Origin of the sequence: Allobosea sp. TND4EK4 (assembly GCF_900156025.1) — a bacterium.
In the GTDB taxonomy this organism is placed as follows: Bacteria; Pseudomonadota; Alphaproteobacteria; order Rhizobiales; family Beijerinckiaceae; genus Allobosea.
Genome location: NZ_FTMO01000039.1, coordinates 1 through 12,168, shown reverse-complemented (window position 1 = coordinate 12,168; position 12,168 = coordinate 1). Strand labels below are relative to the sequence as shown.

At 65.3% G+C, this 12,168-nt stretch carries 10 protein-coding genes and 1 pseudogene; 1 reads left to right on the top strand and 10 read right to left on the bottom strand.

What is annotated here, in order from left to right:
• The 4 genes and pseudogenes from BW981_RS21930 to BW981_RS23685 form a co-directional block, all read right to left on the bottom strand.
• Positions 1 to 731, bottom strand: a 731-nt coding sequence (locus BW981_RS21930; RefSeq protein ID WP_139333904.1) for an IS91 family transposase, incomplete at its 3' end; no start/stop codon positions are given.
• Positions 732 to 746: 15 nt separating this feature from the next.
• The gene (locus BW981_RS21925) at positions 747 to 1,610 is read right to left on the bottom strand and encodes a tyrosine-type recombinase/integrase (protein WP_076443104.1); all 864 of its coding nucleotides are present in this window, start codon (positions 1,608 to 1,610) and stop codon (positions 747 to 749) included.
• A gap of 190 nt (positions 1,611 to 1,800) precedes the next feature.
• Complete coding sequence (locus BW981_RS21920; RefSeq protein ID WP_348521423.1) at positions 1,801 to 2,547, bottom strand: NAD-dependent epimerase/dehydratase family protein; 747 nt, start codon at positions 2,545 to 2,547, stop codon at positions 1,801 to 1,803.
• A gap of 80 nt (positions 2,548 to 2,627) precedes the next feature.
• Positions 2,628 to 2,804 (bottom strand): annotated as a pseudogene (locus BW981_RS23685) (NAD-dependent epimerase/dehydratase family protein); the annotation flags it as partial.
• 174 nt (positions 2,805 to 2,978) lie between these two features.
• Here BW981_RS23685 and BW981_RS21915 point away from each other — a divergent pair.
• Positions 2,979 to 3,941 (top strand): NAD-dependent epimerase/dehydratase family protein, encoded by a 963-nt coding sequence (locus BW981_RS21915; RefSeq protein ID WP_076443102.1) that lies wholly within the window; start codon positions 2,979 to 2,981, stop codon positions 3,939 to 3,941.
• Between the two features lie 31 nt (positions 3,942 to 3,972).
• On the opposite strand, the gene BW981_RS23210 is transcribed toward BW981_RS21915, so the two are convergent.
• The 6 genes from BW981_RS23210 to BW981_RS21885 all read right to left on the bottom strand — a co-directional run bounded on the left by BW981_RS23210 (position 3,973) and on the right by BW981_RS21885 (position 11,953).
• Positions 3,973 to 5,316, bottom strand: a complete 1,344-nt coding sequence (locus BW981_RS23210) for a hypothetical protein (RefSeq protein ID WP_175624195.1) — start codon at positions 5,314 to 5,316, stop codon at positions 3,973 to 3,975.
• Entirely contained in the window at positions 5,300 to 6,100 is an 801-nt protein-coding gene (locus BW981_RS21905; RefSeq protein ID WP_175624194.1) for an MBL fold metallo-hydrolase, read from the bottom strand. The genes BW981_RS23210 and BW981_RS21905 overlap by 17 nt, the downstream gene beginning before the upstream one ends.
• Before the next feature lie 32 nt (positions 6,101 to 6,132).
• A complete protein-coding gene (locus BW981_RS21900) occupies positions 6,133 to 6,969 on the bottom strand; it encodes a 3-oxoacyl-ACP synthase III family protein (RefSeq protein ID WP_175624193.1) in 837 nt (278 codons plus the stop codon).
• A 925-nt stretch (positions 6,970 to 7,894) separates the two neighbouring features.
• A complete protein-coding gene (locus BW981_RS21895; RefSeq protein WP_244560419.1) occupies positions 7,895 to 9,352 on the bottom strand; it encodes a carbamoyltransferase family protein in 1,458 nt (485 codons plus the stop codon).
• A 278-nt stretch (positions 9,353 to 9,630) separates the two neighbouring features.
• Complete coding sequence (locus tag BW981_RS21890) at positions 9,631 to 10,836, bottom strand: glycosyltransferase (RefSeq protein WP_076443092.1); 1,206 nt, start codon at positions 10,834 to 10,836, stop codon at positions 9,631 to 9,633.
• 64 nt (positions 10,837 to 10,900) lie between these two features.
• Positions 10,901 to 11,953 carry an NAD-dependent epimerase/dehydratase family protein gene (locus tag BW981_RS21885; protein WP_076443090.1) on the bottom strand — a complete coding sequence of 351 codons (1,053 nt, stop codon included), beginning with the start codon at positions 11,951 to 11,953 and terminating at the stop codon, positions 10,901 to 10,903.
• Positions 11,954 to 12,168: the final 215 nt, after the last annotated feature.

Genomic DNA, 12,168 nt, shown 5'->3' with positions numbered 1-12,168 from the left:
CGCTTGGCATAGACGACCCAGTCGGCGCGCCGCAGCGGTGCCAGCAGGGCGGCGAAGGCATCAGCTTCGGCGAGCGCAGCGAGATCGCCATGGAAGATAAGCCGCCCGGCCGCGTGCAGGGTGGCGAGCCCTTCGAGGAAGAGCCTGCGGAACAGCCGCGAGAGCACGCGCACGGGCAGGAAGAAGCCGGGCCGGCATGAGATCCAGCGAGCGCCATCTGGAGACAATCCACCTCCGGGCGCGATGATGTGGAGATGGGGATGATGGGTCATCGCCGACCCCCATGTGTGCAGGACGCTGGTGAAGCCGATGCGGGCGCCGAGATGCCGGGGATCGCTCGCGATGGTGGCGAGCGTCTCGGCCGCGGCCTTGAACAACAGCCCATAGACCTCGGCCTTGTTCGGGTAGGCGATCGCCGCGATCGGTGCCGGCAGAGTGAAGACGAGATGGTAGTAGGCCACGGGCAGGAGATCGGCCTGCCGGTCGGCGAGCCAGTCCTTCGCCGCTGCGCCCTGGCAACGCGGGCAGTGCCGGTTGCGGCAGGAGTTGTAGGCGATGGTCGGGTGATCGCAGTCGCCACAGCGCATGACATGGCCGCCGAGCGCCGCCGTCCGGCAGGCCCGGATCGCACCCATCACCTTGAGCTGGCCGCGGCTGAGCCGATGGCACGCGAGATAAGCCTCGCCATGCCGGTTCAGGATATCCGCGACCTCCAGCGGAGGCCGCGCCATGATCGACGCGGAGCGTTACGGCGGTGGCGGCGGCGCCAGCAGCGCGAGCGGGCTCGTCACCTCGCGCAGCGTCTTCAGCGCGACGCGGGTGTAGACGGCGGTGGTGTCGAGCTTCCTGTGGCCGAGCAGGACCTGGATGACGCGGATATCGGTCTTCCGCTCCAGCAGATGGGTGGCGAAGCTGTGCCTGAGCGTGTGCATCGACACCCGCTTGTCGAGCTTCGCCGCCTCGGCCGCGGCATGGCAGGCCCGGTTGAGCTGGCGCGTCGTGATCGGCTGGCCCGGCTGCTGGCCGGGAAAGAGCCAGCCGCGGGGGCGCTTCACCCGCCACCATTGCCGCAGGAGATCGAGGAGGTCGGGCGCGAGCATGACGTAGCGGTCCTTGCGGCCCTTGCCCTGCTCGACCCGGATCAGCATGCGGGCGCTGTCGATGTCGGCGACCTTGAGGTTGGCGATCTCCGAGACGCGCAGGCCGCAGCCATAGGCAATGCTGAGCGCCGCCCGGTCCTTCAGGCTCCGCGCATGCGCCAGCAGCAGCGCCACCTCCTGCGTGTCCAGCACCACCGGCAGGCGATCGGGCGTCGGGATCCGCGCCATGCGGTCACCAAAACCGGTCCGGCCCAACGTGACGTGGAAGAAGAAGCGCAGCGCCGTGCAGGCCAGGTTCATCCGGGCGTAGCTGGCACCGAGCGAGGCCAGGTGAAGCTGATAGCGCCGCAGATCCTCCGGCTCGGCCCGGTCCGGCGGCAACCCAAGGAAGGCCGTGAACTCACGCACCTGCCGCACATAGTCACGCTGCGTATGCTCGCCGAACCGGCGGATGGTCATGTCCTCGATCATCCGCTGGCGCAGCGGGCTGACGGTGACGGCGTCGATCATGGAAACCTCCAAGGATCAGGGGAAACGACCCCCAAATCCTCGGATGCAGCGCCTCACAGGCGAAATCTCAGCGACCCCGCGCCGCAGCACCCTGCCGCGAGAGCGGCTTAGTCCAGTGGCGCATCCGGCCCGGGCACCGGCCAGCGATTTTGGCCCATTGCGACCCCTGGGGTATCCGCTTCCGGGTAGTTTAGCTGAATGACTGGGGTAATGCCGAAACTGGTGCATGAAACCCATGGTGCTGCAACCGTCGTAATTCCGCTTCGAAGAAGGCGACGGTGTTTGCAAGCCCTTTGCGAAGCGGAACGACCGGGGTCCAGCCAAGCAGTGCGGAGGCTTTTGCGATATCGGGGCGACGGCGGCTTGGGTCGCTTTCCCGAGCTTCCTCGAAGCGGAGGCTGGAGGGGGATCCTGTGAGATCCCGGATCAACAGGGCCAGCTCCTCGATCGTCACCTCTTGCGGATTGCCCAGATTGACAGGCCCAGTCGCAGGCGCGGCCTGCTCCATCAGGCGTACCAACCCGTCCACGAGATCGTCGACATAGCAAAACGAGCGCGTCTGCCGCCCGTCGCCTTGAATGACGAGGTCCTCGCCGAGCAGCGCCGCCTGGATGAAGCTGGCGACGACGCGCCCGTCGTCGTGCCGCATGCCCGGCCCGTAGACGTTGAAAAGCCGCGTGATCCGGACGTCGAGACCTTGATGGGCATGGGCGGAAGCGAGCGTCTCCGCTGCGCGTTTGCCCTCGGCATAGCAGGAGCGTGGGCTCGTCGCATCGACATTGCCGAAATACCTCTCGTGCTGAGGGTGGATTTCGGGTTCGCCGTAGATTTCCGACGTCGAGGCCAACAGAACACGTGCGCGCCATCGCCTCGCGGCATCGAGAACGGCGGCCGTTCCCATCGTGATCGTGCGCCAGGTCGCGATCGGATCGCGCATATATAGAACACCGGCGAGGCAGGGCATGCGAGATGATAGATTTGATCGGCCTGGATATCCGGCAGCTCGGTGATGTCGCTTCGATGAAGCGTGACGCGGGGCCCGGCCAGCAGATCGGCAATGTTCGACAAGCGGCCGCTTGAGAGGTCATCGAGGATGACGATGTCATGGCCGGCTGCGGCAAGGCGTCTGCAGAGATGGGTCCCGACGAAGCCGGCACCGCCTGTGATCAAGATGCGGCTGATAGCGCCCTCCACGTATGCGAACCACCGACAGGTCCGGCATAGCCAGCGAGCCGGCTCGCCCGAGCAAACCGTTCGCGCCCGGTGGCGTCAAGTCAAGCTGGCGTCGGAGCTGCATTCGTTTCGGAAGCCGGGCTTATCGGAGATGGAGATCAGGGCAGGTATGACTCTCGTGATTGGAGATCACGCATGCGTATTCTCATCACCGGTGTCAGCGGCTTCGTAGGAGGCGCTCTCGGTCGGTATCTGCAGGAGGCCTGCGGTTTCGAGGTCTATGGACTGAGCCGCAGCGAGGGCCGGCCTGGCTCCTGCGGCTCGTTCCGCTCTGCCGACCTCTCGCTTTCGGTACCCTTCGATCTCGGTCGCTTCGACGCCGTGGTCCACGCCGCTGGATTGGTCACGCCGTGGGCCCATCCCGAAGCCTATGAGCGCCATAACGTCCGGGCTACCGCGAACTTGCTCGCGTTCGCGAAGCGTTCGGGCGCCGAGCAGTTCATCTATATCTCGTCGAGCAGCGTTTTTTACCGGGAGGGAGACCAGTTCGGCATCTCCGAGGCGACGCCCTTTCCGGACATTCCGATCAATGCCTATGCGGCGACAAAGCGCCGGGCCGAGGAGCTCGTCGCGACCAGCGGCTTAAAGACGACCATCCTGCGGCCACGCGCGGTGTTCGGTGAGGGCGATACCGTGCTGTTCCCGCGGATACTGCGGGCGGCGCGGCTCGGCCTGCTGCCGCGCTTTTCCCGGCCAGATGGCGCGCGCGTCATCGGTGATCTCGTATCGATCGACAATCTCGTGCACTTCGTTCAGGCCGCACTGGAACGAGGAGCCGAAGGCGATTTCAACCTGACCGACGATGCCCCCGTCGACATCTACGAACTGCTTGAAGCGGTGCTCGCGGATTTCGACCTGCCTGCGCCGAAACTGTCCCTGCCGGCCCCGCTGGTGATGCGGGTTGCAGGATCACTCGAATTCCTGTCCGCGCGTCTGTTCGGTTGGCGTGAGCCGCCGCTCACGCGGTTCGGCGTCAGCGTGCTGTCCCAGTCGAAGACCTTTGATATTGCAAAGGCCAAGGCGGGATTGGGCGCGCCGGTGATTCCGACCGGTGAAGCACTCGCCCGCTTCGTCGCCTGGCAAAAGGCGCGTCGATGACACCGGCTGCCAAGGGATGCCGGGGGCGGCCCTAGCGGCAAGTCAAGCAGGGCGGACCGAGGGCACCGTGGATCTCCTGCGATTCCGGGTCGATCCTGCGGATGAAGCGCCGTCGCTTGACTTCCGCCGGTCGGGTTGGAAACCGCTCCCATCGCAATCGTGTCCAGCCGCCGGCTGCAAACAGGCGGTCGGCCAAATCCCTCCGCTGCGGCACCGTCAACGCCTGTGTGGTCAGGATAGCGAGGCTGTCCGCTCCATCCTGTTCGATCTGCCATTCGCCGCTTTCGGGCATGGCCTCCTGTATCTGGGCATCGAGGGTGAAGGGAAAGACGAACCGCCGCTCGGATCCGGTTTGGGATGGCGCGTAGAGCACGTCGGAGAAGCGGCCTTCAACGGCCTCCATTGTCTGAAATACCGATCCGCAAGGGCAGGCGGATCGCCTCAGCCGCACGACATCCGGCAGCAGGACGCGCCGGACATCCTGGGTGAGGCGCGAGAAATCGGTGATGACAGGCGCCGCGTAGGCGTCGTCGCAACGGAAGTGCCGCCATTCGACGATCAGATTGTCGTCGTTGACGTGCAGTGTGCCGAATGGACAGGCCAGCGCGATGAAACCCTCGCAGGCCTGGTAGATCGGGCGCGGACCGATTCCATAGGCCGCTTCGAGCCGGCGGGCATCGGCGGGGAAGGTCGGCTCTGCACCGGTGATGAGAAGGCGGGGGCGAAGCGGCTGCGAGGCGAAGGCCGGGCTGCCGGCCACGGCGAGAAGTATGCTAGGTGGTCCAATGACGATGTCCGGGCGCTCACCGACCAGCCGGGCTACCCACGAATCTAGCGGAGCGGAGATGTCGTAATAGGATAGAGCGAGGGCTCTGGACCGACTGGCATCACGATAAAGCCGGTTGTCGTGCTTGAGGAGCAGGGCGATCCGCCGCCCGAGCATCTCGCCCGGTGCCAGCAGCTTGGCGAGCAGCGTCCCGACATAGCGCGCCCGTTCCGCCGGTGAAGTGATGAAGACACCAGGTTCCCCCTCAGAGCCGGTGGAGAGCCCTAAGCTGTACCCGTGCTCTCCGGTCGATCTGCCCTCCTTCTCGGCCAGGGCACGGGCGCGCGCTTCCGGTAGGGACAGGCCAAGGCGATTCAAGGATTGAAAGTCGCGCCGGAGCGTGGCGGGGTCGGATTGCGGCAATCCATCGAGCAGCGCCTGCAACGGCTCATTTCTTGCCACGGCCGCCGCGACCTGCCGGGCGAGCCTCGGATGTGCGAGCAGGCCGCGCCGCTGCAGAGCCTCGATCGCCCCGCCGGTCAATCGCTGCCGTTGCCGTGTCAGGATGTAGGCTTGTGCGATCCCAAGCAGGCTAGGCAAATTCGGCATTGATCGCCCGGGTGCAATGCGAGGGGAGAAAAGCGATATCAGGCCGCGCCGCGTGGAGCCGGCGCAAGGCTTTCAGCGTCTGCCAGTAGGCTTTCGGATCCTCTGCGATATGATCGAGGATCGGCTTCGGATCGACAGCGTGCGTGATAGCCGCAATATGCCAGGCGGCATCGGCGACGAGAAAAGCTTGCCGACCGGATGCGAGCCGACAGAGCAGGCCATGCTGGCCCCGTGCATGGCCGGGGAGCGCTATGGCCAAGAGGCTGCCATCATTCAGCAGATCGAAGCCTGCCTCGAACCCAGGCAGGGTGGATGAGAGATCAATCCGCCTGCGATCCTCGATGAAGCTTTGATTGACCCAAGCCGCAGGTGGTCGCAAGGCATCGAGCGTCGCTTCCCGAAAGCGCGATAGAGGCGTGCTCCTCTCGAAGGCTCCGGCCGCGGCCCGAGACCACAGGAGCGGGCGCGGAGAGAGATCGCAGAGCCCGCCGACATGATCGGGATGGGCATGGCTCAGGAAGATGAAGGCAAGATCTTGCGACGTGAAACCACGCGCCGCGAGTTGGCGGTCCAGACGCTCCGACGGCGGCAGATTGAGCGGCAGCATCGCCCTGTAGAGGCGCATAGCCGGCCCGCCACCCAACGTCATCACGGAACCATAGCCGGTATCGAAAAGGATCGGCCCGGCTTTTGGATGTTGGATCAGCGCGACGAGGGCGGGGAAGCTCACCCGCCCCCAAACCGGCAGACCCACGAGCGAGCCGAAATGCCGCGTCGATCCCACGGCGAATGTCGCAATCCGGACCCCTGGAGCCATCAATAACGCAAAGCCATGGCGCCCATCGTGACGCCGGCGGCTGTCCCGATCAGCAGGATCGTGTCGCCGCGCCGGATACGGCCCGACCGGACCCCGACGTCCAGAGCGGTTGGAATGGAGGCAGATACCTGATTGCCATGTTCGCTCAGGATATCGATGACGGTCGTGCCGGGGCGGTCCGATACGAGGCGGTGGAGGAGCCGCATCGCCGGCGTACTCGCCTGATGCGGCACCACGACATCGACCGAGCCGCCCGCCATCTCGATGCAGCTCTCCAGGAAAGCCGGGAAACGCGGCAGGGTATGCCGGATCAGCGCGGCCCCGTTCATCTGGAAGAACCGATCCTCGGCCGCCGGCGGCGGACGGTTGAGATTGAAGCGCGAGCCACCTGCCGGAATCTGGCAGAATTCATAACCGTCCACGAATGTCGTCGAGCGTGACCCGAGCAGGCTGGAGGACTCATGGGCCTCCGCGGCCGTCACGACCGCAGCGCCGGCACCGTCTCCGAACAGCGTCGCCGTCTGCAGGTCCTTCCGATCGAGCCCGAGCGACGCGATATCGGCGGCGGCGATGCCGACATGGCGCCAGCGCCCGGCGGCGATCCCGTCGGCTGCCGTCTCGAGGGCCCGGATGAAGCCAAGGCAGGAGGCATTGATGTCGAAGCAGGCGGTCGTCACTGGCGATCCGTCATGGAGCCGGCGGAGTACCGTCAGAGCTGTTGCCGGCATCGGCTGCTCCGGCATCACGCTGGCATAGATCAGGGCATCGAGTGCGCCAACGGAAAGGCCGGCGGTTACGAGAGCCTGTTCCATCGCCTGCGCGGCGAGCGAGCTCACGGTCTCTCCATCCGCGACGAAGCCGCGCCTGCGCACTCCGTTGACCGACAGGGCCTTGCCTGGAGCGAGCCCGAGCATTCGATCGAGATCGTCCGCCGTTACCGCCCGCTGGGGAAAGGCGCGGCCGGTTCCTCGAATACATAGGCGACGCACCTTCCGACTCCCCGCTACCCTATTCGGCTCGTCCGACCGGGGCCCTTTTGCATTTGTGACGCAGCCGTGACAAATCGGGAAGGTTCTTTTGCGGACCTTCCCATGCACGAACGGCCGAAGGCGAAGCGTGTGTCACGACGATCAGGCGGCCGATGAGGATGAAGCCGGGCCGCGCAGCAGACGGGCCTGGCGATGTTATTGCCGCCTCGGCAGCGTCTATCTGCTGACCTATGTCGTCGTGTTCAACCTCACAAGCTGGATCGCGGCGCTGCGCCGCAGCAAGGTCAGCCTTTATCTGCCCCCGGAGCTGGGGATCGCTTTCTCGCCCGTTTGGATCTGGCCTTACGCCTCGCTGCTCCTGGTCATTGTGGTGCCGGCGCTCTTCCTGGGCGAAATCCGGCTGAAGCGCCTGGGGCAGCAATCCATGGCCGTGCTGATCGTCGCCTCGGCCTGCTTCGTTCTGTTTCCGGCCGAGTTGGGCTTCACGCGCAGCCTGCCGGATGAGGCGCCTTACCGCCAGATATTCACATGGCTCTTCGCGATGGACCGGCCCAACAACTTGGTGCCGTCGCTTCACGTCGCACTCTCAACCCTCTGCATCGTGGCCTTCGCCGAAGCGATCGTGTCTCCGGTGGGCCGGTTCGCGCTTTGGGTCTGGCTCGGGATGATCGCGGCTGCGACCGTGCTCGTGCATCAGCACCATCTGCTCGATGTCGCGAGCGGTTTCGCGCTCGCCTGCGGCGTGCGGCGCTGGCTGCCGCTTTCGTCAGGATCAGCCGGCAAGGCGCGGCGGTTTCCGGAAGGCGCGGTCGTCCAGGACCAGGAGATCGATATCCGAGGTCAGGAAAACGCCAACGGCATCCTCGACGTCGTGAACCATCGGCCGGCCCATCACATTGAAGCTGGTGTTGAGTAGGATGGGCATGCCGGTCCGGTGGCGAAAGGCGGAAATCAGCTGGTAAAGAAACGGGTTGGCTGACTCCGTCACGCTTTGCAGCCGCCCGGTGCCGTCGACATGGCAGACGCCGGGCGGCGCGCAGCCGGGCCGCCATGTTAGCGTTCGCTCCATATAGGGCGACGCGGCATAGTCTTGGAAATAGCCTGGTCCGCATTCGTGCAGGATGCTCGGCGCGAAAGGACGGAACTCCTCGCGGAACTTGACGGAAGCGTTGATCCGGTCGCGAATGCCGGGGGAACGCGGATCGGCCAGTATCGAGCGGGTGCCGAGCGCCCGGTGTCCGAACTCGGCCCGCCCCCGGGCAAGGCCGACGATGGCGCCGCCCGCCAGGGCGTCCGCCACGAAATCCGCGAGCTGCCCGTCGGTTTCCGCCGAAAAGCAGGGTTCGAGGCCAAACCGGCGGAGCCTGTCGAGCGTCCCGCCGGCAAGCTCCGATCCGAGATAAGGCGTCGAAAACCGGGGGGGCACGCGCCCGGGATGAGCGGCCTGCCAGCCCAGCAATGCGGCGCCGATCGCATTGCCGTCATCGCCGGGGGCCATCGGCACATGCAGTACCCGAAACGGCGTCGAGGACAGGATCTTGCCGTTGGCGCTGGAGTTGAGCGCGCATCCGCCGGTGAAGATCAGGTTCTCGCCGCCCCATTTACGGTGAGCGCCGATGAGGAATTCGAACAGCACCTCCTCGAACACCCTCTGTGCCGTGAAGGCCATGTCGGCATTGGCCATAGCGGGGCGCCTGCGCAGCTGCTGCACCTGCTCTATTGCAGCCGTATAGCCGCGCGAGAATGACAGGCGGCCCTCGCTGACCATCAGCGCCGGCCGCAGGATGCGATAGAGTCCCGCGTCGAGTGTGCCATAGGCCGCTAGCCCCATCATCTTCCATTCTTCACCGGCCGCCGGGTCGAAGCCTGCGGCAAAACAGAGCTGGCTATAGAAATGACCAAGGCTGGCGAGGTTGGCCATCGACGGGCGGTCGAGGCGCGCGAGCTTTCCCGCGCGGAAGCTGTAGACGGCCGTGCTCGACCCTTCCCCCATCCCGTCCATGACGACGCAGAGCGCTTCATCGAAAGGGCTCGAGAAGCAGGCGGTCATCGCGTGGCACAGATGGTGATTCCAGGCCCGTTTCCGGACGCGGCTGCGGAAGCCGCGCTGCTCGCGCAGGCGCAATTCGAGATTGAGCAGGAGATCGGCAACCGATGACGGAGCCCGATAGAGTGCATGGCGGAGCATCCAGGCGCGCCATAGCTCCGCCTCTTGCTCGCGCGGGCGCATGGCTTCGAGGCCGGATATCGCCCAACGGCTGAAGCGCGCGAGTAAGGGTGCGGAAGCGAGTGCCGTCCGGGACCAGGTGATGTTCGCATCGACTGGCGCATCGCGGGCATAGCGATCGAGGATCGGCTCGATTAGCCCGAGAGCGTCAGGGGGCGCATGCCAGCCGCGCTTGTTCTTGAGCGCGCGCTCATTGGCCTCCGCGAACAGCAGCGCCCCGTCATCGTCGACGACCGCGATCGCCGGGTCGTGCTGTGAGCAGGAGAAGCCGAGAAACGCCGTCACCCATGCTCCTCCAGAAGCTCCAGAATGAGCTCAACGCCTCTATCAGCACCTCCGGCCCGTGCCAGCATGCACGCGACCTCGTCCCAGTCCGGGGACAGGGCCCGGACTGGACCGAGCGCCCCGGCGATGGCGTCTGCGTCGCATTCTCGGCCGGCCGTAAGACGCCGGCCGATGCCCAAGGAGTCGAGCTGGCTCGCCAGGACTTTCTGATCGGCGATTGTGGGAATGAATAGGGCGGGCTTGCGAAAGCGTGCCGTCTCCCATGTCGTCGCCATGCCGGCATGGTGGATGACGATCTTCGCCCCCATGATGAGCGCTTCCATGTCCGGAACGCTTTCAACGATCTCCACGACCCGGCCGGGGTGCGATTGGGTCAGATCCCGCGCCAACGCACGCAGATGTGCCAGGTCGACTTTCCTGCCGCACTGGGCGACCACCGGCATCCCGGCCTGGAAGGCTCCCCTGATCGCCGCCTCGAAGCGCTCTGTCTGGTTGTTGGAAAGCGTGCCGAAGGTGACAAGCGCATAACCCGGTGCGAATGGCGGGGGTTGAAACCGGCGCTCGGCGTTGACGGTCGGCCCGATATAGAAGCGCGGCACGTCGCCGTCCGGGTTTCCGACCTGAAGCTCCCGGAGGAAGAAGACAAGCTCGCGCGCTGGGGGCGACAGGTTCCTCCAGGATGCTTCCAGCCCATAGGCCTCGCGCACCGAGATGGCAAATTTGCTCTGGATCATCGCACTCGCCAGCGCCGGCAGGCCGCGAAGCACATCTCCGGCAAGCTTGACGATGCCATCCTCCCGGCGCATGCGCCGCTCGGCCTCCCGGTTGAAGACGATCGTTGGTATCGTATGAACACGCGGCGTGCCGAGCGTCGTGCCGATGCGGCTGCCCCACAACGCCATGAAATCCTGCAGGATGAGGCGCGGCGACAGCGCGGCCACTCGCGGCAGGATGGCAGGGTAGATCGTCTGCGACGTGCGGATGAGATCGGCGCCCATCTGGACGAGATTGAAATCCGGGGCGTCGATATCATAAGCGACCTCGGGGTAGGGCAGGAATTCCGCGCCGGTCGCCCGGATCGTCCCTTCGAAGGCCCCGTGTCCGAAGCAGGCGACCTTCTGCCCCTTGCCGACCAGCCCGGCCAGAAGCGGCATCATGGGTTTGACATGCCCCATGGCGGGCGTGGTCAAAACGACGATCACCGCGCGCCTCTGTTCCGCTGGAGACGAGGGAGCAGGATGATGGCGGTCGGCATCGGCCGAGGCGTCATCCTCGCAACTCCTCGGCGAATTCGTCCACAATGCTTTTAAGCGAGAAACGCGGCGTCCAGCTGGGATAGTGCTTCTGGAAGCGACCCATGTCCGAGATCCACCAGATATGATCGCCCGGACGGGACTGTGGAACATATTCCCTGTCCAGCTTTTTCCCGAACGCCTCCTCGAATAGATCGATCGCCTCGATGACGGAGCAGCTGCGTGGGCGCCCGCCGCCGATATTGTAGACCTCTCCCGACCGCGGGCTCTGGAAGAACGCGACGAATGCGCGCGCGACATCAGCGGCGTGGATGTTGTCGCGAACCTGCTTGCCGTCGTGCCCGATGACCTCGTAGCGGCGGCCGGTTGCTACGCAGGAGGCGAGATAGGCGAGAAAGCCGTGCTGGACGGCGCCGCGATGGCTGGCGCCGGTGATGCATCCAGCCCGGAAAACCCCCGTCCTCATTCCGAAGTACAGGCCGTATTCCTGCACCATGAGATCGGCCGCCGCCTTCGAGACGCCAAACAGGCTGTGCTTGGTGCCGTCGATGCTCATCTGTTCGGGAATGCCGTGCGGAAAATAGGGGTGGCTTTCGTTGAGGTCCCAGCGACGCTCCAGCCCGATCAGGGGAAGTTCGTTGGGCCGGCTGCCATAGACCTTATTCGTGCTGCAGAAGATGAAGGCTGCCTCGGGGCAATGCCGGCGGGTGGCCTCTAGCAGCAGCAATGTACCCATGGCGTTGACCGAGAAGTCGGTCAGCGGCTGCTCTGCCGCCCAGTCGTGAGATGGCTGTGCTGCCGCATGAACGACGACTGCAATGTCTTGCCCGTACACTTCGAACAGGGCGTTTAGGGCGGCTTCGTCTCGGATGTCGTGATCGAAATGGCGATAGCGCGCCAAGGATTCCAACCGCGCGCGCGTGCCGTCGGAGGAGGTGATGCCGGGAAAGAAGAACCGGCGCATGTCGTTGTCAAGGCCGAAGATATCCAGCCCCAGAGCATGAAATTGCTCGACGGAATGCGCGCCCACCAGGCCGGCAGCCCCTGTTACGATAGCGATGCCCATGGCTCTCCCACTAGCGTGTCAACCATCCTCCGAGCAAAGGGTATCTGGAGGGGGATGTCAGCAGCTGCGACGCATCGGGTGTGAATGCCCGGTTCCGGGAAATGCTCCAAAGTCCGCTATTGTGAAGGGTTTCGGATGCCGGCCCGTGCGAGCGGGGTCGGGCCGGGCTGAGGGGCGGCGTTCGAAAGCCTCCAGGGGAGGAAGCCGCGGCCAGG

What these genes read in the sequence shown, in the direction of transcription:
- BW981_RS21925 (WP_076443104.1), bottom strand. Translation starts at nt 1,610, where the DNA reads ATGATCGACGCCGTCACCGTCAGCCCGCTGCGCCAGCGGATGATCGAG.
- BW981_RS21920 (WP_348521423.1), bottom strand. Translation starts at nt 2,547, where the DNA reads ATGCGCGATCCGATCGCGACCTGGCGCACGATCACGATGGGAACGGCC.
- BW981_RS21915 (WP_076443102.1), top strand. Translation starts at nt 2,979, where the DNA reads ATGCGTATTCTCATCACCGGTGTCAGCGGCTTCGTAGGAGGCGCTCTC.
- BW981_RS23210 (WP_175624195.1), bottom strand. Translation starts at nt 5,316, where the DNA reads ATGCCGAATTTGCCTAGCCTGCTTGGGATCGCACAAGCCTACATCCTG.
- BW981_RS21895 (WP_244560419.1), bottom strand. Translation starts at nt 9,352, where the DNA reads ATGCGCCCGCGCGAGCAAGAGGCGGAGCTATGGCGCGCCTGGATGCTC.
- BW981_RS21885 (WP_076443090.1), bottom strand. Translation starts at nt 11,953, where the DNA reads ATGGGCATCGCTATCGTAACAGGGGCTGCCGGCCTGGTGGGCGCGCAT.